This window comes from Microvirga pudoricolor (genome assembly GCF_016892705.1).
Classification (GTDB): Bacteria; Pseudomonadota; Alphaproteobacteria; order Rhizobiales; family Beijerinckiaceae; genus Microvirga; species Microvirga pudoricolor.
In genome coordinates this window covers 20,149-40,506 of record NZ_JAFEMB010000012.1, presented here as the reverse complement: position 1 = coordinate 40,506, position 20,358 = coordinate 20,149, and the positions used below count along the sequence as shown (strand labels likewise).

Sequence of the window (20,358 nt, the reverse complement as noted above, 5' to 3'; positions counted from 1 at the left end):
CTGCGACAGGTCCCGCGTCAGATACAGCGCAAGACCCGACAAGCCCAACAACAAAAAACCACCCGCAATACTTTGAGAGGAGCGGGCGTAGCCAGCCCGTCCTTGCCCATCTTGTCCTGGCAATATGTCCGACATGATTTCACCTACCCAATGCACCGGCGGGTGCACGGCGTTCATCCCAAAATCTTGTGCCTGCTATCCGCAGGTCTTGAGCGTCGCGTTCCCGAAGGAACCGCTGTCGCAAGCGCGACCGCGGCCTGGACGCTCGCGCGGAAGCGTCCAGGCCATGTCCTAGCCATTAGTCGACGGAGATCGACGCCTTCTTGATGATATCGGCCCAGCGGGCGGATTCGGCCTTCATCATTGCTGCGAATTCGTCCGGGCTGTTGCCAATCGGTTCCGCACCTTCATTCTCGAGGCGTTCTTTCACGACCCCCGTCGTAATGGTCTCGATCGTCGCCTTGCGAATCTTGTCGGCGATATCCTTCGGCGTCCCTTTGGGAACCGCAAAGCCATACCACGCTGTAGCTTCGTAGGTCGGCCAGCCGCTCTCGGCCACCGACGGGACCTGCGGGAACTTCTTCGCCCTCTGCTTGCCGGTGACCGCCAAAACCTGCACATCGCCGCTCTCGATCAGGCCGAGGACAGAAGGCACGGTGGTCACCATAAAATCCATACGGCCCCCGAGGAGATCGTTGAGGGCGGGTCCTGCGCCGCGGTAGGGGACGTGGGTTGCCTGGAAGTTGGCGACCTGGGCGAGAAGGACCGTCGCAAGATGGCTTGCAGACCCATTGCCGGCCGAACCATAGGACAGCTTACCTGGGTTCTTCTGCGCGAAGTCGACAAGGTCCTTGACGGACTTGTGCGGAGAGCTCTTGGGCACAACCACCACCAACGGCGCGGCCGTGATGAGCGTGATCGGATCGAACACAGTCAAAGGATCGATCTTAACGTTCTTGAAGAGGTGCGGGTTGACAACCATTGGGCCCTGGTTGGCCATCAACACCGTATATCCGTCAGGGTCGGCTTTGGAGGCCTGCTGGGTGGCGACATTGCCGCCGGCGGAGCCGTTATTCTCGACGACGAGGCTCTGTCCTAGCTTTTCGCCCACGCCCTGCGCCACGAGGCGGGCGATCGCGTCCGTCCCGCCACCGGCGGCGTATGGGACCAGGAGTTTCATCGGGCGCGTCGGGAAGGCGTCCTGAGCGAACGCACCACCGGCTGGAGCGGCGAGAGTGGTCGAGGCTGCCAGAAGTGCGCAGCAGAGCAGGCGGCGTGTGATGGTCATGTGAGGTCTCCTCCTATTTCTATCTGTTCCAGGGGCGCCGCAACAGCGCTTGCCGGGACGATGACGTTACCCTCGAAGATTCTGCGGGCCGTACGGACAAGGCTTGCCCGCGAGACATGTCCTGACGCGTCGAAGCTCAGGTCGATCTCGATCCGGCCGCTCGGGTGCTCGAGGCTCACCAATGACGTGAGGGCCGGGGTGGCGAGGTCGTGCGCGACGCTGCCGGGGAGGCGTGAGGCCGCCGCGATGCAGAGGGCGCCCGTCACGGCGTGGCCCTTGTGACAGCGCTTCGCGTTCATGAAGTAGCGTGAGGTGAGCGTCCCCCCGTGCCGGGCGGTCGACAGGATGCCAACCTTCGGCACGACGCTCCCTGAGACATCGCCGAGGCCCATGCGCTGGCCAGCCTCCCCGCGGATGGCCTCCAAGCGCTCCAAGAGGGCCAGATTGGCTTCCAGCGCGTCGGGTTCCTCATCACCCACGAGGCCGAGGTCGGAAGCCCGCAGCAAGACCATCGGCATTGCATAATCGACAAGCGTGACTGGCGTGTTCTCGATGAATTCGCGGGCCAGTCCCGTCGGCAGGAACGCCCCTGTTTTCGACCCAAGTGCATCAAGGAAGGTCAGCTTGACCGGAGCCGCCGTGCCGGGAACGCCGTCGATCGACGTTGCGCCATCATATTCCACCATGCCGGCTGGCGTCTGCACGACGGCTTCGACTGTCGTGGAGGTGTTGCGGTTGAAGATCCGCACCGTAGTCTCGCCGATATGGGCCGTAATCAATCCGGCTTCGATGGCGAAAGGCGCTACGGCGGACAGCATGTTTCCGCAGTTCGGGCTGAAGTCCACGTACGCTTGGTCGGTCGAGACTTGCGCGAAAAGATAATCGACGTCCGCTCCGGGCCGAGACGAGGGGCTGACGATCGCCACCTTGCTGGTCATGGGATTGCCGCCGCCGATGCCATCGACCTGAAGCGCATGGGGAGACCCCATCGCAGCAATCAGAAAGCGCTCTCGCTCCGCCGGAACGGCCGGGAGATCGGCCTCCAGGAAGAATGGACCGCGAGACGTGCCGCCTCGCATGAGGACGCAGGGGACCCGCAGGGCACTTGAGACGGTGGTGGCAATGGGGGCGTGCACGGCAATGATCCATCGGTTATTGCCCGAGGAACATCTCAAATCTTAAAACTACTTTGAAATGCAAAGATCGATGATATTAATGCAATATGAGCATTAATTTTGAAGCCCTCGATTTGCGCGCCTTTGTTGCGGTCGTGGACCTTGAGGGGTTCCACCGGGCGGCAGAGGCCCTAAACCTGTCCCAGCCGGCCCTAAGTCGCCGCATCCAGAAACTGGAATTGGCCGTGGGAGCGACGCTGCTTGAGCGCACCACCCGGCGGGTGGCGCTGACGAACGTCGGACGAGAATTTTTGCCCCTCGTGCGACGGATGCTGGATGAGTTCGATTCTTCGCTGTTCGCGATGCGAGAGGTCGGCCGGCAGAGGGGAGGGCTGATCACGCTGGCCTGCGTGCCCACGGCGGCCTTTTACTTTCTGCCATCCGTCATCGGGCGCTTCAACGAGCAGTATCCGAAGATCCGCTTCAGGATCCTCGACCTATCTGCGAATGAAGGGCTCGAGAGTATAGCGCGAGGCGAGGTCGAATTTGGCATCAACCTGCTCGGCACGTCCGACCCCGATCTGACTTTCGAACCGCTGATCGAGGATCCTTTCGTGCTCGCCTGTCGCCGAGACCATCCGCTGGCGGAGCGCGACACCCTGCTGTGGTCCGACCTTGAGGGCCAGCCGCTTGTTGCCGTGAGCCGGACCAGTGGCAACCGCATCCTTCTGGACGCCGCCTTAGTGCGGGCAGGGGTGAGGCTGAGTTGGTCGTACGAGGTAACGCACCTGTCGACTTCCCTCGGGCTCGTGGAGGCAGGCCTGGGTATCTCCGTCTTGCCGAAACTCGCCACGCCGCAGGCCGACCATCCCATCATCGTGACGAGGCCCATCAAGAGCCCGGAAGTGGCACGGACGATCGGCGTGGTGCGGCGGCGCGGCGGCAGCCTCGCTCCCGCAGCCGAACGGTTCCTTGAGATGCTGCTGGGCACATGGAAGAGTGTGGCGGACCGGGAAGCTGGCTCCTTATCGGGCGGCCAGTCTCAGCGTCCGTGACAAGTCCCCTTGCAGAGCTTTACCGAGCCTCGGTCGCCCAGGATCCGCGACGTCCGCCTATTTCGATCCTGAGAATGTGCGCCTCAGAGCCGGATGCCATATCGGCCCGCGGCGGAACGAATATGGCTTTGCATGGCCGCTTCTGCCCTATCAGGATCTTGCTTGGCTACACTCTCCAGAATGGCCTCATGCTCGCGCACGGTCTCGCTCAGGCGGTCGAGCTGAGCCATGGGAAGCCTTTGGCTCTCGATGAGCATTTCACGCACGGGCCGGTACATTGCCGCAAGCACAGGATTTCCGGAAATCTCGAAGATCAGATCGTGGAACTCGGTATCGTTGACGGCGAGACCGATCAGGTCGCCTGTCCGCAGTGATTCCCGCATGGACGTTGTGCATCGTCTGAGGAGTTCCTCTGAGGGCTCGTCGACCCGGGCCGCGGCGAGCCTTGTGGCATAGCCCTCCAATCCCAGGCGTGCCTCGTAAACATCGGCGGGCGTGCATCGGTCCGAGTAGCGCCACAACGGTCTCCGATTCGTCGTTTTCGCGACGAAAACGCCACTCCCTGCCCGAACTGTCAGAAGACCCATCGTCTCGAGTACCGTGAGCGCCTCTCGAACCGACGGCCGGCTGACGCCGAGCTGTTCTGCGAGCTCCCGCTGCGACGGAAGACGTTGACCCGCCTTCAAGCCACCTCTCAGGATCAGGCGCTGGATATGATCAACGATGACGCGAGGGACTGGAGTGCGGTCGGAGAGCTCCAATTCAGACAGGTCCACTGGATCACTCGACATCGCCGCTCCCGAATTCGACTCTCATATCGACTGCTCCCTTTGCCTCAGATCAAACCTCAAGGCCTCTATTTTGATCATCTCCAGTCAAGATGGGCCTTGACCATGCGTCAAGACAGCTGCACGATCAACTGGTCAGATTGGTAAGACCAGTTTGTCCAATATGATCGGCTTCCGGAATTTGTGGAACGACCGGCTACCGGATGGAACCAGTGAAGCAAACGTCGGTCTCGGATCCGGCGTGCAAGATGGAGGACCGAATGAGAGCGAAGCTTACCCGGCGCCATGCAGCCGGAGCGATTCTTGCCGCCATGCTGGCAACGTCGATAGGCACCCCGGCGTTCGCAGCCGATATGAAAGTTGGCGCCAATGTCGGTAACGTTCCTTGGGAGTTTCAAGACGAGAAAGGCGACATCGTCGGCTTCGAGGTCGATCTCGCTAAGGAAATCGGCAAGCGCCTGAACATGAACGTGACGTTCGTTAACATACCGTTCAACGGTCTGTTCGCTGCCGTGCAGTCAGGCCAAGTCGATGCCGCCGTCTCTTCAATCACCATCACCAAGAAGCGTCTTGAGTCGGTTTCGTTCGCTCAACCCTATTACGACAGCGACCAATCCCTGGCCGTGCGGTCGAATTCAGGTATCAAGAACCTGGATGGCATGGCGAACAAGGTCGCCGCCGTGGATACAGGTTCCACCGGTGACATGTGGTCGACGCAGAACCAGCAGAAATACAAATTCTCCGACATCCGCCGCTATGAAGGCCTAGCGCCCGCCATGCTAGACCTAGCAGCGGGTCGCATCGACGGTTACATCAGCGACATTCCAGCCGTCCAGTACTACATCAAGGACAAGCCAGCATACCAAGTCGTGGAGCGTATCCTGACTGGCGAACAGTATTCCATGATGTTTGCGAAAAACAGTCCTCTCGCGGAAAAGGTCAACGCGGAGATCTCGAAGATGAAACAGGATGGGTTACTGGCGAAGATCCATGAGAAGTGGTTTGGCGCAAAGGCCGAGCCGAATTCGACGACCGTCAAGATCATGGACATGCCGAAGCTTTGACGAGCCCTACACGCCGAGCGCCAGGCATCAAGACTGGCGCTCGGCGTGATCACCATTGCTGAGGCGCGGTTCGTCATGTCCATCTTCGACACCTTCCTGAACTGGAAGGTCTTCGTTCAAACTCTTCCCCTGCTCTTGTCGGGCCTGAGCACGACATTAACCTTAGGCGTGACGGCGATCATCCTAGGCTTCCTGGGAGGACTCCTCCTCGCGCTGACTCGTCTTTATGCCAGGGCACCTTTGAGGCAGATCGCGATCGCATATATAGACGTCTTCCGATCCATACCGATCCTGGTCCTGCTCGTCGTCATCTACTACGCGCTCCCCTTTGTCGGGCTGCGGCTTTCTCCTTTCGGGGCGGCTGCTTCTGCATTGAGTCTCGTCTCTGCCGCCTACTCCGCGGAGATCTTCCGAGCAGGGATCGAGGCGGTTCCGAAGGGGCAGTTCGAGGCTGCTCACGCCATAGGCCTGAGTCCCTGGCGGCTCATGAGCGACGTGGTTCTGCCGCAAGCCATTCGAATCGTCATCCCGCCGATCACATCCAATTCCATCAACGTTATGAAGGACACTGCGCTCGCGTCCGTGGTCGCGATGCCTGACTTGCTCAAGCAGGCGACGCAAGCGCAGGCGCTTGCTGCAAATCCGACCCCTCTGATCGGCGCTGCGGTCATTTACATCCTGATCCTTCTCCCGCTTGTGCGTCTCGTCGGAGTTTTCGAAAAGCGGCTTGCAGTGAGGGGACGATGACGCGCCCAATTATCGAGATGAAAGGCGTGGTCAAGTCGTTTGGCCACTTCCAGGCACTGCGCGACATCGATCTCAACGTGAAGGAAGGTGAAATCGTCGTCATCATCGGACCGTCCGGTTCAGGGAAGTCCACGTTGATCCGTTGCATCAATCAACTTGAGGAGCACAACGGCGGATTGATCATCGTCGACGGACACGAAGTCGGTCCGAGATGCAACCGCGGCGTGCTCACCGAAGTGGGCATGGTGTTCCAAAGTTTCAATCTCTTCCCTCATATGACGGTGCTCCGCAACGTTGCGTTGGGTCCTGTGCGCGTGCGTAACCTGTCCTGGCGAGAGGCGGAGGAGCGTGCCCATCGTCTCCTGACCCGTGTCGGGCTTGCAGACCAGGCGGCGAAGTATCCCTCGCAACTCTCCGGCGGACAGCAGCAGCGGGTAGGGATCGCCCGGGCGCTCGCCATGGAACCCAAGGTCCTGCTATTCGATGAGCCGACTTCGGCGCTCGATCCGGAGATGGTTGGGGAGGTCCTCGAGGTGATGCAGCAACTCGCTAAGACTGGGGTAACCATGGTCGTCGTCACGCACGAGATGGGATTTGCCCGCAAGGTGGCCAACAGGGTGGTGTTCATGGATGGAGGGCGGCTGGTCGAAGAAGGACATCCGGACGAGATGTTTGGAACACCACGCGATCCCCGTCTGAGAAGCTTCCTTCAAGCCGTTTTGTCTCACTAGGCTATCGATCCGTGCAGACACTGGTCCCCAAACGCTTGACGCGATCAGCTTTTAGCCCCTTCGGCGACGTGTTGTTCTTCGATCCGAGCCGAAGCCGCCTGGTCAACGATGGAAGAGCGTTGCGCTCCGACACCGACAGTCGTTTCGACCATGCAGTCCTCGGTGAAGAGCCTGTGCTGGCGGTGTATCGGGCCCAAGGTGCACTTCTTCCTATGAATCTGGTGATCTTCGAGCGGCATCCGCTGTCGTCACAGGCCTTCGTGGCCCTATCAGTCGAGTCATTCATGATTGTCGTTGCGCCACAGGACCGAACGGGAGGGCCAGACGTTTCCAGAGCTGAAGCCTTCGTCGGACACCGGGGTGAGGGCGTAAACTACGCACGTAACCTATGGCACGCGCCGATCGCCGCGATAGGTCCCGAAGGCGACTTTCTCATGCTCATGTGGGAGAGCGGGTCCTCCGAGGATTGCATTCTCCATCGTCTTTCCGAGCCGCTCGTCGTTGGCACACCCCAAATCAGTGTAGAATAGGTGCAACCATGTCCCTCGATATCTCCTATGTTCGGTCCCAATTTCCCGCCCTTGAGGATGGGTTTGCCTATTTCGACAATGCTGGAGGTTCACTGGTTCTGCGCAACGTTGCCGCCCGCATTTCGGAATACCTTCTCACAACGAGCGTGCAGACTGGCGCCAGTTACGAGCATTCCCAGCGGGCGACGAGCCGACTGATGGAAGCCCGAGGCAAGATCGCAAAGCTGTTAGGTGCACAGCGAGCGGAGGAGATCGTCCTGGGGCCTTCGACAACCGTTCTAGCCCAATCTCTCGCCCGCGCTATGGAAAACAGCCTCCAACCTGGCGACGAGATCATCGTCACGGATTTTGATCATGAATCCAACATCGGCCCGTGGCGTGCTTTGGAGAAGCGGGGCATCGTCATCAAGGAGTGGTCCATCGACCGAGAGTCCTATGAGATTGACTTGGACGAATTGGACTGCCTCATGACAGAAAGGACGCGGCTCGTTGCGGTGACCCATGCTTCAAACATTCTGGGTACGATCAACCCGATCAAGGAAATCGCGCGCCGCGTTCACGAGCATGGCGCCGAAATCGTCGTCGATGCCGTTGCCTATGCGCCCCACCGAGCAGTGAACGTCACGGATCTGGACGTCGACTACTATATTTTCAGCTTCTACAAGACATATGGACCACACTTCGCCGTCATGTACGGCAAGTATGAGAAACTCCTCGAGCTCGATGGATTGTATCACTACTTCTACGGTCGCGAGAAAGTCCCAATGAAGCTCGAACCCGGCAACGCCAACTACGAGCTCGCTTGGGGATCGGCTGGCATTGTGGACTATATGGACGCCCTCGGTGGTGAGACCGGAGACCGTACCGCCATTGACCTAGCCTTCGATAGGATAGCGGCGCATGAGACGCTCTTAAGTGAGAGGCTGCTTGCTTATCTGAGAGATCGAAATGACGTAACGATCGTCGGACGTCGTGACAGTGAAACGCATCGCCGCGTGCCAACCATCTCCTTCAAGGTTGACGGACGCGACTCGGCTGAAATCGTGCGATCGACCGAGAAGGATCGGATTGGCATCCGTTTCGGGGACTTCCATTCTCGACGTCTGATCGAACGCCTGGGGCTCGCCGAAGGGAGTGGCGTCGTGCGTGTATCGATGGTGCACTATAACACCTCTGAGGAAGTCGACCGGTTGATCGAGAGCCTTGACAGAGCACTTGCCTGAGGAGTTGGAGATGGAACTCGATCTTGCGATCCGAGGCGGTACCGTTGTCACCGCATCCGACACGATCCGATGCGACGTTGGCGTCAAGGGCGGCCGAATCGTGTCACTGGGTGAAGACCTTCGCGCACTGCGGGAGATCGACGCGACTGGATTGCTCGTTCTTCCCGGAGGCATCGACAGTCATGTTCACATCGCCCAGCCTTCTGGCCCCGGCGTCGTGATGGCCGATGACTTCGCGTCCGCGACGGCTTCCGCTGCTGCGGGTGGGAATACGACAGTTCTGCCGTTTGCGCTTCAGCAGCGGGGTACATCTCTTCGCGCTTGCGTCGAGGAGTACCGGCAGAAAGCCGAGAACGAGTGTTATGTCGATACAGCCTTCCATCTGATCATATCCGACCCGACACCCGAGGTCCTAGGGCAGGAACTCCCCGCATTGCTCAAGGACGGCTATACGTCGTTCAAGGTTTTCATGACCTATGACGATCTTGTGCTCAAAGACCGAGAACTCCTTGATGTATTCGAGGTCGCGCGCCGTGAGCGTGCGCTCGTTATGGTTCATGCCGAGGGATATGATGCGATCCGATACATGACCGAGCGTCTTGAGCGCGAGGGACGGACCGCGCCGTACTATCATGCGGTCTCACGCCCGGAGATCGTCGAGCGTGAGGCCACACACCGGGCGATTAGTCACGCGGAACTAGTCGATGTACCGATTATGATCGTCCATGTGTCCGGTCGAGAGGCCATGGAACAGATTCGCTGGGCGCAGTCCCGTGGCCTGAAGGTCTATGCCGAGACCTGCCCGCAGTACATCACGCTCACCGCTGAGGATCTGCAAGGTCCTGGCATGGACATGAGCGGCGCGAAGTATGTCTGCTCGCCACCACCTCGGGATGCCGAGAGCCAATCGGCCATCTGGGAAGGACTGCGAACAGGCGTATTTCAGACGTTCTCGTCCGACCACTGCCCATTCCGCTTCGACAGCCCAACAGGCAAGCTCCACCCGGACGGCAAGACCTCGTTCCGATGGGTGCCGAATGGAATACCTGGCGTCGAGACCCGCTTGCCGATCCTTTTTTCAGAGGGGGTCTCGAAGGGTCGGATCTCGCTCAATCGGTTCGTGGAACTGACATCCACGAATCACGCCAAGATCTACGGGCTTTATCCTCGCAAAGGTTCCATCGGGATTGGCTTCGACGCGGACATCGTCCTTTGGGATCCGAACCGCCGCGAGGTCATCCGCCAGGAGATTCTTCATCATGGAGCCGACTATACTCCATGGGAAGGCTTTGAGGTGACCGGTTGGCCTGTAAAGACGCTACTGCGCGGGCAGGTCGTAGCCGAAGACGGGCGCGTTGTCGGCACCAAGGGGGGAGGGCGTATCTTGGCCCGGGACGTGTCGGTTTATGCTGCTCCGGCTCACACTGAAGAAGAGAGCTCCTTCAGTCCCTCGTAGAGTTTGGAAGCACATAGGCTGGCCCAGCCGCCCGTTGGCCAGCCCACGCACAAGCGATCGTGATGAGAACCACCATGATCGCAGGTCCCGATAGAGCGCCGCTGTTGCTACGTGCAACGCCGATTGCGAATGGACAAAGCGATGCTCCGAGATAACCGAAACTCTGGGACATGCTCGACAGCATCGCCGCAACCTCTGCGTTTGGAGAGCGCAAGGATATAAAAAGAAGCGCAAGACCGAACAGGCCGCCTTGTCCAACACCCAGGACGAAAGACCATAGGAACCGGGACGCAAGCGGCGCGTAAAGCAGCCCAAGGAATCCTGTGCAGGTTGCTAGGAGAACGATCCAGACCAGCAGGTGCGGTGACGACTTTCGCGTGGCGAGCCACGGCACCAGCAAAGCAGTGACGGCTTGCGAAAGGATCGAGACAGATGTGACGACACCTGCGTCAAGTACATTGAGCCCCCGATCTTGCATCAGCTTCGGCAGCCATCCGAGGACGATAAAAGCTAACCCGGCCTGCAGTCCCATGAAGGCCGTGACCGCCCAAGCAACAGGATCATGTATCAGAAGGGAGAAACGCGGCAGGTGCATGATGCGGACGGAGCGTGGCTCGGTTCTGACGAGAACCGTCCACATGAAGCCGCCGACCATCGCAGGAAGGCTCCAACCCGCCAGTGCCCAATTCCAAGAGTGCCACGATTCTTGGAGAATGGGCGTCAATCCTGCAGCACTGGCGCCGCCGATGCTCAGGACCATCGTATAAAGCCCTGTCATCAGACCGGTTCGGCTCCAAAAACGCCCACGAATGACCACTGGGAGCAGCACGCCGAGCATGCCGATGGCGGCTCCTGCAATCAATGTGCTGAGGAAAAGTGCAAGACCTAATGGCAACGCCCGGAGAGCAAGCCCGGCCGCAAGGAGCATGAGAATCGCCGCGACAGCCCGCTCAAGGCCTACTCTAGCCGATAAATAGGGCGCGAGTGGTCCGAACGCGCCAAAGCATAACACCGGCACAGTGGTCAAGATACCGATCTCCATTCCGCCTAGGTCCAAGCTCGCTTGGATTTCGGACACCATCGTCGCAATGGAGGTGAGTGCGGGACGAAGATTGGCCGCAGCGACAACAACACCAGCCACGATGAATCCATCGAAGATCTGTGGCGTGTGGATGCCGTTTCTTGACGTCTGTTTGTCCATCAAACTTGGTTTGGGTGCAGTCAGCATGGTCTGCCCTTCCGGCCGTGTGGAAGCCACCGCCTCAGTCGTAACAGCGGCCAAAAACAGTATCGGCAGGGACCGGGCGCCTTCCGCCTATCAACCTTCGATCTGGTCGGTGGCTCTCACGTGACGCCAGAACATCTTGGGGGTGTTCAGCATATGACGGAACCCGGTTCGGTCGAGCATCGCCTCAGTCTCGCGCTGAGCGTCATCGAGGATCTCGTCTTCATCGACAAGCAATGCTTTGCGGTTCTGCATGACGATGTGTCCATCTACAATGACGGTATCGACATCATTCCCGTTGGCGAAATAGATCAATCTAAACAGAGGCATATTGTATGGGTATAGATGCGGGCGGCGGAGATCCAACAGAACGACATCTGCCTTCTTGCCATCTTCGAGAGATCCGATCTCGCTCTCCACTCCGAGCGCCTTCGCAGCATCGATCGTACACATTTCGAGCACTCGTCCCGGCGGCAACCAAGTCGGATCCTTGAAGTATGTTCTATGATAGTGCATGCACTGTTGCATGTGGCGGAACATGTCACCCGAACGATCTGGAGCCGTCGCATCGGAGCCCAGACATACATTCGCGCCTGCTTCCAATAGTTCTGGGACGGGACAGCGTCCAAGGATCGATGCGATCGCGCTTGGGTTGTGGACGATATTCGTCCCGGTGTCGGCTACGATCCGAATCTCTTCCGGTGACAGGTTCGTGGAATGAGACAGAAGTGCGTTCTCTCCAAGAATGCCAAGTTCCTTAGCATACGTGACACTTCCCTTGGTATGCCCATCCTGAGTGAAAACGAGTCCCTTTTCTCGGGCAAGATCCGCAATCAAGCGGGTTTGGCGTCTTGCTTCTTCGAGGTTTGACTGGCCCAACTCCTCAACGTGCTCCGCACGAAGCGTCGGTGTGATGAGGGCGATGTTCAGGCGGCCCCCATATGCACCGTGCCAAGTGTCGATGATGGTTTCGCAGGTCTCGAGCTGTTGCTCGAAGGTCACGGGATACTCCGTAGCCACGCCGTCCGTGAAGCGCGCGTATGTTCGCGGGTGTGGCGGGCGTGTGGGGCCTATCGCGACAACGGACCGTGTTCCGACCTCGCGCACGCCTTCACAGTGAGCGTCACCGTAAACGGGTTCATCGGTGCGAAGAATGGTGTCGCCGCCACCAAGAAGCGAGACCCCAGTGGTTACGCCGAAGCGCAGACGCTCAAGTGCGGCAAGTCGGGCCTCAGCACGCCAGAACTCCGGCGTTGATGCGACTGTATAAGCCATGTGGCAAGCTTCATACCACGCGATGCTGTCGCCGCCTCCCATGGTTTTGATGAGGCCATGACCCGCGTGCGCGTGTCCATCGATCAGACCCGGCATGACAATTTTATGGCTGGCATCGATGATCGTAGGTGCCTGATGAGCAGCAAGAATCTCCTCGGTTGTTCCAACCGCGAGGATGCGGTCTTTCTCGATGGCGACAGCGCCGTTCTCGATGACCCGACGTTGCGGATCCATCGTCACAACGACGCCATTGGTGATGATGATATCAGCCATGCAGTGTACTCCAGTCGGTCAGGCAGCTTGAGTTTCGCCACGGATGCGATCGAGGGTCGGAACGAGCGACAACAGCTCTTTCGTGTAAGGATGCTTCGGGTCGTCGAATAGCGTTGCGGCATCAGCCTCCTCGAGAAGCTGCCCTTGCCGCATGACCGCCACGCGGTCACACATCTGGCGCACCACGGCGAGGTCATGACTGATGAGCAGAAGAGTCAGCCCCGTGGCGTCGCGCAGATCTTTTAGCAGGTTCAGGATCTGTGCTTGTACCGAAACATCAAGGGACGAAGTTGGTTCGTCGCAAACGATCAGCTTCGGACGCGCGCCGAGCGCCCTTGCAATGGAGAGGCGCTGCCTTTGGCCGCCCGAGAAAGCGTGTGGAAAACGTTGGCCGGCCTCCGACTCGAGGCCAACGGCTTCGATGAGACGGGCTACGTCGCTTTCCGCCTCAGCTCGAGAATTGGCGAGGCGATAGTACAGGATCGGTTCTGACAGGATCAGGCCAATGCGCATGCGGCTGTTGAGCGATGAGTAAGGATCCTGAAAAATCATTTGGATTGCTTGACGCAATGGCCCGATCCGTCGTGTCGCGCCTTCGCCTGCGATAGTCTGCCCGCGATAGAGCACACGGCCTGAGGTAGGCTTTATGAGACCAGACACGACATTGGCAATCGTGGTCTTGCCACAACCGGATTCGCCTACGAGGCCGAATACTTCGCCGCTGCGTATGGTGAACGATACCTCTTTGACCGCTCGGAACCGATGACCTCTCGAGCCTGGAAGCCAACCTGTTGTCGTGTAATCGACACAGAGATTCTCGACTGACAGGATAGGTTCCACGTCAGCCGAAGGGTCAGAGCGCTCCGCTATCGTGCGAAGCTCAGCGCGCGCTTCCTCCGCACGACCCTTGCCCTCTGCTCCAAGGACCGGAAACCGATCGAGCCGTTGATCGATCCGCGGCACGGCTCCGATCAGCGCCCTGGCATAAGGAGCTTTGGGGCGGCGCAAGACCTCTTCCGTCGCCCCTGACTCGACGACTTGGCCGCGATGCATGATGGTGACACGGTCGGCTATTTGCGCGACGACACCCATGTTGTGAGTGACGAGCAGGATCCCAATGCCGCGCTTGTCGCCTAAATCGCGCAGGAGTTTGAGGATCTGTGCTTGAACCGACACGTCGAGCGCCGTCGTCGGCTCGTCGGCGACCAGGAGCTTGGGGTTGCATGACAAGGCAGCCGCGATCACGACCCGCTGGCGCTGACCGCCCGATAGCTGATGCGGATACGCCTTGAGTCGCCTTCTCGGTTCAGGAATTCCCACGGATTCGAGGAGTTCCAGAGCACGTGCCGCTGCCGCAATCCTATCAAGTTTGAGGTGGAAGCGCATTGCTTCCATCAATTGGCTCCCGATTGTAAAAAGTGGGTTCAGGCTCGTCATAGGATCCTGGAAAATGGCTCCGACATCGCGGCCGAGCACAATGCCAGCGGCTGAACCCTTCACAGGGTCAAATTCCTTGCCGTCAATGTGAATACTTCCGGCTGCGATACGTCCAGGCGTCTCAAGCAAGCCCATGACCGTGTTTCCGATCGTCGTCTTGCCGGCTCCCGACTCTCCCACCAAGGCATGGATTTCACCGGGCTGAATGGTGAGGCTGGCGTTCTCCACGGCTGTAAAAGTGGTACCATTCGCAAGCGGATACTCGACCCGGAGGCGATCAATAGCGAGAACGGACGCGGATGGAGCGATCATCGTTTCACCCTCAGCTTGGGATTGAAGCGGTCGCGCAGCCAGTCGCCCACGATGTTAACTGCAAGCACCAATATGACCAGAGCAAGTGCCGGGAAGAGAGCGATCCACCAAATCCCTGAGAACACGAATTCGTTTCCGATCCGAATCAGAGTGCCGAGCGAGGGGTAGGTTGGAGGCATGCCAACCCCGAGGAAGGATAAGGTTGCCTCCGTAAGCACGGCAGCTGCGAGATTGATGGTGGATATGACGAGAACCGGACTCATGACATTCGGTAAAATGTGCCGCAGCATGATTCGCCGAGACGGGAGTCCGATGACTTTAGCTGCCCTCACATAGTCCTTCGCCGCTTCGACCATTGTGGCGGCCCGTACAGTGCGTGCATACTGTACCCATTCATGAATAGCGATCGCACAGATCAGAATGATCGGCGCCCATTCTGCCGTTGATGCTCCGGAGAGGAGTGCCCTCGCGATACCGCTAACCAGAAGCGCGAGCAGGATCGTTGGAAAGCTCAGAATGACATCGGCTACTCTCATGATCACGGAATCGACCTTGCCGCCGTAAAATCCGGCAAGAAGACCCAGTGTGACGCCCAAGGAGGCTGCCAGGAGAACGGCGCCGCCACCGATGGCGATCGAGACACGTGCGCCGTAGAGCATCGCTGAAAGAAGGTCTCGACCTTGGTTGTCCGTGCCAAGGACAAAACGCGGATCACCATCTGCCGTGAATGCAGGCGGCAGTTCGGCGTTCATAAGTTCAAAAGAAGCCAGATCGGTCGGATCGTATGGTGCAATGAATGGTGCCAGCAGAGCGCAAGCTACCAAAACAAAAGCCAGGATAGCGGCAAGGATCACCGAGATCGGGGCCCCAAGCCGAATGAGCAGACTAGGAGGTGGGGCGAGCGTTTTCATGCAGACCTCGCGCGAAGGCGTGGATCGACCACGGCGTATAGGATGTCGACGACCGTGTTGATGAGGACGAAAAGTAGTCCGACGAACAACAGGTAAGCCGCCATGACCGGGATATCGACGAAGCTCACAGCCTGAATGAAAAGAAGTCCCATGCCTGGCCACTGGAAGACGGTTTCTGTCACGATGGCGAACGCTATCAGCGAGCCGATCTGCAGCCCGGTAACGGTTATGACCGGCATCAGGGCGTTTCTAAGAGCTAGCCGGAAGTGAATGTAGTGCGTCGGCAATCCTCGGGCTTTGGCGAAGCGGATATAATCACTGGACAAAACGTCGATCATTTCGGCTCGCACCAGACGCATGATTAGCGTCAGCTGGTAGAGAGCGAGTGTAACTCCTGGCAGGATCAGCGACTTCAAGCCGCTGATCGTGAGAAACCCTGTCGACCACCAGCCGAGATCGACCACCTGACCGCGTCCGAACGACGGTAACCAGCCGAGGGACACGGCGAAGACAAGGATGAGAACGATGCCGGTCACGAAAGTCGGTGTCGAAATGCCGATGAGTGAGACAGCCTGCACAAGCCGTGCTGCGATACCTCCTGGCTTGAGCGCACACAGAACGCCCAGCGGTATGCCGATAGCGAGCGACAATATCGTTGCAACGATCACAAGTTCCAGCGTTGCGGGCAACCTTTCGGCGATAAGCTGCGTGACGGGACGTTGGTTGCGATAGCTGATCCCTAGGTCACCGCTGAGGGTACGCGTCAGGAAGCGACCATACTGGACAAGTAATGGCTGATCGAGCCCGAGAGAGCGTCTAAGCTCCGCCTTTTCCTCTATCGACGCATTCTCACGCGACATGGTCGCTACGGGATCGCCGACGTACCGGAACATCACGAATGACACCGCCGAAACCACGAGCATGACGAGGGCAGCTTGACCCAACCGGGAGAGAGGGACTTTCAACATGAGCGATTCCGGAGCGGCCGCCACAATTGGGCGAGCCGCTCTCCTCCTGCAATCTTACTTCACGTTAGCGAACCACAGACGGACGTACTCATCGGGAAATTGCGGGACGTCGACCCCGTCCCGAACGGCCCAGGCGACGGGTTGTTGATGAAGCGGGATGTATGCCACAGTGTCTCGGGCGACTTTGAGCGTTTCGACAAGCATCGCTCGACGCTTGGCTTCGTCGAGTTCTACGGCCGCTTTGCGCGTCAGTTCTTCGACCTTTGGGTTGCTATAGGTGCCGGCGTTGGAGCCTCCGTAGCCGTCCTTCTGCTCCGTTAGCAACGACGAGAGAACGCTGAACCCATCCATGGGAGGCAAGGTAGCCCAACCCACCATGGAGACGTCGAATTCTCCTCTATCCTGGCGCGGGAAGTAGGTCGCACGGGACTCGGTCTGAAGTTCTGCCTGGATGCCGACTTTCGCCCACATGGATGCAATGGCGACGCAGGTTTGCTCGTCATTGATGTAGCGATCGTTCGGGCAATTCAGCTTCGTCTTGAAACCATTGGGGTAGCCGGCCTCCGTGAGGAGCTGTTTCGCCTTGCTTTGATCATAGGCAAGCGGAACGTCGTTCTCCTTTGCGTAGCCGGGGACGGGCGGAGCGACAAGCGTACCCGTATTCCGCGACTTGTCGCGCATCACGCGTTTCTTGATGGTTTCAAGGTCAATCGCATGCCACATGGCTTGGCGTACTTTTTCGTCCAACAGCGGGTTCTTCTGTCCCGGCATCGCCTTCAACTCCGGGCGGAAGTTGAGCGACAGCATGATCAGGCGCAGAGACGGCTCTTCAACCACTTTGAACCCTTGGGATGATGATATCCGCTGAAGATCTTGAAGAGGTGCAGGGGCAATCAGATCCAGTTCGCCTGACAAGAGAGCCGCAACGCGGGTAGCATCCGACTTCACCGGCTTGAACTCGATGCGAGTGAGATTGTGCTGAGGTTTGTCCCACCAATCGGAATTGACTACGAATGTCGTGCCAGCGTCCGGCTTGTAGGATTCGACCTTGAACGGGCCTGTGCCGATGGCTGTAGTGGACGCCGCCGTGGTAACGCCGGTTGCAATATTGCCCGGCTTGAGGGCGTTATTGGCTTCCATCCATTCCTTATCGAGAATGTAGATGCCGGCGAGATCGTTGAGCAGGAGCGGGTAGGGACCCTTCGTAACGATGTCGACCGTGAAGTCGTCGACCTTCTCCGCTTTGACAACCGTCGCGAGGTTTCCACGAGCCCGAGCGCTTGGATCGAGGATGCGGCTGATCGATGCGACGACATCGTCCGCCGTGAAGGGATTCCCATTATGGAATTTCACGTTTCGGCGCAGTTCGAAACGCCACGTCTCAGGATTCACCGTCTTCCAGCTGACGGCCAGAGCGGGCTCCAACTCCAGATTACGACCGCGTCGCACCAAGGGATCGAAGACATGGTGCAACATGCTCGTCGTGAAGCTCTCCGTATGAGCGTAAGGATCGAGCGTGGTGATGTCCGTGGGCGAGGCCCATCTCAGGGTTTTGGCCTCTGCCCCTATTCCGATCAGGGTGCTGGCAGTGACGATCAGGCTGGCAGCAAGTCGAGCTTTCATCTTCGGCCTCCAATTTTCCTCTGGAATTTTATTATTGGATACAATTGGAAGAAAAAGTTGCATACAAAAAAAGAGGCGTCAATGCGCGTTGGTAACTTTTGCCAATCGCTGGTCGCCGCGATCCTCGAGTGGGTGTGTATGCAGCTCGCTGTGCCGGATCGCTGAAGGAGTTCGAAGCCTCGGTCTCAGGACGTGTAGCGGTCGAGAATGGACCGGATATCTCGGTGCTTGTCGGACGAGGACAGGAGTGCTCGATCGGTCACCGCCCGAAGATGGTGATCCATGGCATCGATCGCAGCTTGGCTGTTCCCCGCCTTGAGAGCATCGATGATCTGCTGATGCTCGTTGATCGAGCAATCGGAAGAGTGAGGTCGGCTGTAGAGCGCCAGGATGAGCGAGCAGCGGGAGACCACTTCGTCGACATAGCGGGCCAGAACTTTGTTGCCGGAGAGGGAGGCAAGAAGAATATGGAACTCGCCAGCTAGACGGATACCTGCTGGTCCATCGTGCCCACTGGCCTTCACTTCAAGATGGACATGCCTTTGCAGTTGCTCGACTTCCTCAGTTGTAATTTTTTCCGCAAGCCTCGCAAGGACTTGGCGCTCAAGGCACATCCGAGTCTCGAAAACGTCCTGTGCCTCGGACAAGCTCGGCTGAGCGATCATGGCGCCCCTGTTGGGTCGCGTGTCGACCAAGCCCTCCGCGTGGAGACGCGCCAGAGCCGTCCTGACGATCGTTCGGCTGACGCCGAACCGATCACCGATGACGTCCTCCGTCAGTTTGTCCCCTGGCATGAGCGCCTGCTCGATAATGGCGCGGCGCAATCCAGCATAAACGGAATCGCTCCGGGTACCGGCGGTTGACTTAGGCTTTCTCACTGGCGCGTTCATGGAAATACTGTTGAAGATATCGAGGGGCGAACTGTGTTCCACAAGTTTGACTAACAGGGAAGACACGAATTTGGCTGGCGTTTTGTATGCTTCATTGTATACAATATGCTTGTCTTGGCAACCTGGCTTGATATGTTGCCCAATCGTAACCTGAGCCTTGAGGACGCAGATGAACAGCTTGGTGATCCGCAACGTTCGCCCGATGGGTGGAGACCCGACGTCCATTATCATCCGCGACGGATGGATCTCAGGCTATGGTGAGGAAGTCTCGGAGGGGGCGGAGATCCTGGACGGCGCCGGAGGTATCCTGATCCCCGGGCTCGTCGAGGCCCATACGCATATGGATAAGACGCTCCTCGGCATGGACTGGTATCGCAATGACGTTGGTCCGAGCTTGCTCGCCAAAATCGATAATGAGAGGTTGCAAAGGCGTGTTCTCGGGATCGATCCCGCTCGCCAGTCCGCTCGGCAGGCCATCCTCGCAGCCTCCCTTGGCACGACGCATATCCGAACACACGTCGATGTCGATACGGAGGTCGGTGTTGCCGGGATCGAGGGAGTTCTGGAAACACGGGAGCGACATCGGGATTTGGTCGAGATTGAACTCGTGGCCTTCCCGCAGAGCGGTATGCTCATACGACCCGGTACCGTGGATCTTATGGAGAAGGCTCTTCAACTCGGCGCTCAGGTTGTCGGTGGACTCGATCCGGCCGGGATCGACCGCGATCCAAAGGGCCACCTCGATGTCGTGTTCGATCTCGCCGAACGTTATGGTGTTCCGGTCGACATCCATCTCCATGAACCGGCGGAACTGGGCGCGTTCTCCATGGAGCTCATTACTGAACGAACGAAGGCCCTGGGTCTTCAGGGAAGAGTGACGATCAGTCATGCATTTTGCCTTGGCATGACCGATCAAGACTACGTCGCAGCCCTCATCGACGCTCTGGCTGAGACGCAGATCCATGTCCTGACCACGGCACCAGCCTCGCGGCCGGCACCAGCGGTCAAGCGGCTGGTGGAAGCCGGTATCGTTGTTGCGGCAGGCTCCGATGGCGTACGCGATACCTGGGGGCCCTACAACAATCCCGACATGCTTGAGCGGGCTGTACTCATCGGGCTGCGCAACAACCTGCGCCGCGACGACGAGGTCGCTTTAGCTCTTGACATCTGCACTTTCGGCGGAGCGCGGATGTTGAATCTCGCTGATTATGGCTTGGAGGTCGGCTGCAAAGCCGACCTTGTTTTGCTCGAAGGCGAAACCCTTCCGGAAGCCGTTGTGAGCCGCCGACCCCGCAAATTGGTACTCAAAAATGGGAAAGTGATCGCAAGGAACGGAGCCATAATGTCGGCGGCAGCTTGATGTGGACGTAGGTCCACATGCGGGCAGCGCTTGGAGTTGGATTTCCAACCTGTCTGTCAGCGTGATTGAGACAACGTGCTAATACTT

18 protein-coding genes are annotated in these 20,358 nt (G+C 58.6%); 8 read left to right on the top strand and 10 right to left on the bottom strand.

The genetic code is table 11. The annotated features are described in order from the left end of the window. Positions 1–298: 298 nt before the first annotated feature. Positions 299–1,180: a Bug family tripartite tricarboxylate transporter substrate binding protein gene (locus ILT42_RS22600; protein ID WP_204218274.1), complete on the bottom strand. Its 882-nt coding sequence runs from the start codon at positions 1,178–1,180 to the stop codon at positions 299–301. 104 nt (positions 1,181–1,284) lie between these two features. After that, positions 1,285–2,367 carry a 4-oxalomesaconate tautomerase gene (locus ILT42_RS22595; protein WP_229428883.1) on the bottom strand — a complete coding sequence of 361 codons (1,083 nt, stop codon included), beginning with the start codon at positions 2,365–2,367 and terminating at the stop codon, positions 1,285–1,287. A gap of 143 nt (positions 2,368–2,510) precedes the next feature. On the opposite strand from ILT42_RS22595, the gene ILT42_RS22590 reads away from it, so the two are divergent. Further along, complete coding sequence (locus ILT42_RS22590) at positions 2,511–3,458, top strand: LysR family transcriptional regulator (RefSeq protein ID WP_229428877.1); 948 nt, start codon at positions 2,511–2,513, stop codon at positions 3,456–3,458. A gap of 83 nt (positions 3,459–3,541) precedes the next feature. Here the strand turns inward: ILT42_RS22590 and ILT42_RS22585 are convergent, their stop codons facing one another. Beyond that, positions 3,542–4,249: a FadR/GntR family transcriptional regulator gene (locus ILT42_RS22585; RefSeq protein ID WP_204218272.1), complete on the bottom strand. Its 708-nt coding sequence runs from the start codon at positions 4,247–4,249 to the stop codon at positions 3,542–3,544. Between the two features lie 257 nt (positions 4,250–4,506). On the opposite strand from ILT42_RS22585, the gene ILT42_RS22580 reads away from it, so the two are divergent. The 6 genes from ILT42_RS22580 to hydA all read left to right on the top strand — a co-directional run bounded on the left by ILT42_RS22580 (position 4,507) and on the right by hydA (position 9,997). Continuing rightward, positions 4,507–5,310 carry a transporter substrate-binding domain-containing protein gene (locus tag ILT42_RS22580; protein ID WP_204218271.1) on the top strand — a complete coding sequence of 268 codons (804 nt, stop codon included), beginning with the start codon at positions 4,507–4,509 and terminating at the stop codon, positions 5,308–5,310. A gap of 75 nt (positions 5,311–5,385) precedes the next feature. After that, positions 5,386–6,057: an amino acid ABC transporter permease gene (locus ILT42_RS22575; RefSeq protein WP_229428881.1), complete on the top strand. Its 672-nt coding sequence runs from the start codon at positions 5,386–5,388 to the stop codon at positions 6,055–6,057. Then, entirely contained in the window at positions 6,054–6,788 is a 735-nt protein-coding gene (locus tag ILT42_RS22570) for an amino acid ABC transporter ATP-binding protein (RefSeq protein WP_204218269.1), read from the top strand. The genes ILT42_RS22575 and ILT42_RS22570 overlap by 4 nt, the downstream gene beginning before the upstream one ends. A gap of 11 nt (positions 6,789–6,799) precedes the next feature. After that, positions 6,800–7,318 carry an ureidoglycolate lyase gene (locus tag ILT42_RS22565; RefSeq protein WP_204218268.1) on the top strand — a complete coding sequence of 173 codons (519 nt, stop codon included), beginning with the start codon at positions 6,800–6,802 and terminating at the stop codon, positions 7,316–7,318. An 8-nt stretch (positions 7,319–7,326) separates the two neighbouring features. Then, positions 7,327–8,541, top strand: a complete 1,215-nt coding sequence (locus ILT42_RS22560; RefSeq protein WP_204218267.1) for a cysteine desulfurase-like protein — start codon at positions 7,327–7,329, stop codon at positions 8,539–8,541. A 10-nt stretch (positions 8,542–8,551) separates the two neighbouring features. After that, positions 8,552–9,997, top strand: a complete 1,446-nt coding sequence (hydA, locus tag ILT42_RS22555; RefSeq protein ID WP_204218266.1) for a dihydropyrimidinase — start codon at positions 8,552–8,554, stop codon at positions 9,995–9,997. Here hydA and ILT42_RS22550 read toward each other — a convergent pair. The 7 genes from ILT42_RS22550 to ILT42_RS22520 all read right to left on the bottom strand — a co-directional run bounded on the left by ILT42_RS22550 (position 9,984) and on the right by ILT42_RS22520 (position 19,103). Beyond that, entirely contained in the window at positions 9,984–11,225 is a 1,242-nt protein-coding gene (locus ILT42_RS22550; protein ID WP_204218265.1) for an MFS transporter, read from the bottom strand. The two genes, hydA and ILT42_RS22550, sit on opposite strands and share 14 nt — an antisense overlap. 90 nt (positions 11,226–11,315) lie before the next feature. Continuing rightward, entirely contained in the window at positions 11,316–12,770 is a 1,455-nt protein-coding gene (locus ILT42_RS22545; RefSeq protein ID WP_204218264.1) for an amidohydrolase family protein, read from the bottom strand. Between the two features lie 18 nt (positions 12,771–12,788). Continuing rightward, positions 12,789–14,519 (bottom strand): dipeptide ABC transporter ATP-binding protein, encoded by a 1,731-nt coding sequence (locus tag ILT42_RS22540; RefSeq protein WP_204218263.1) that lies wholly within the window; start codon positions 14,517–14,519, stop codon positions 12,789–12,791. After that, positions 14,516–15,430 carry an ABC transporter permease gene (locus ILT42_RS22535; protein ID WP_204218262.1) on the bottom strand — a complete coding sequence of 305 codons (915 nt, stop codon included), beginning with the start codon at positions 15,428–15,430 and terminating at the stop codon, positions 14,516–14,518. Before ILT42_RS22535 ends, ILT42_RS22540 begins: the two co-directional genes overlap by 4 nt. Beyond that, on the bottom strand, positions 15,427–16,398 hold the full coding sequence (locus ILT42_RS22530; RefSeq protein WP_204218261.1) for an ABC transporter permease: 972 nt from the start codon (positions 16,396–16,398) through the stop codon (positions 15,427–15,429). Before ILT42_RS22530 ends, ILT42_RS22535 begins: the two co-directional genes overlap by 4 nt. A gap of 54 nt (positions 16,399–16,452) precedes the next feature. Further along, complete coding sequence (locus ILT42_RS22525; protein WP_204218260.1) at positions 16,453–18,021, bottom strand: ABC transporter substrate-binding protein; 1,569 nt, start codon at positions 18,019–18,021, stop codon at positions 16,453–16,455. A 185-nt stretch (positions 18,022–18,206) separates the two neighbouring features. Beyond that, complete coding sequence (locus tag ILT42_RS22520) at positions 18,207–19,103, bottom strand: GntR family transcriptional regulator (protein ID WP_204218259.1); 897 nt, start codon at positions 19,101–19,103, stop codon at positions 18,207–18,209. Here ILT42_RS22520 and ILT42_RS22515 point away from each other — a divergent pair. Then, positions 19,081–20,271, top strand: coding sequence for an amidohydrolase family protein (locus ILT42_RS22515; RefSeq protein ID WP_204218258.1), 1,191 nt, complete (start codon positions 19,081–19,083; stop codon positions 20,269–20,271). The genes ILT42_RS22520 and ILT42_RS22515 overlap by 23 nt on opposite strands. Positions 20,272–20,358: the final 87 nt, after the last annotated feature.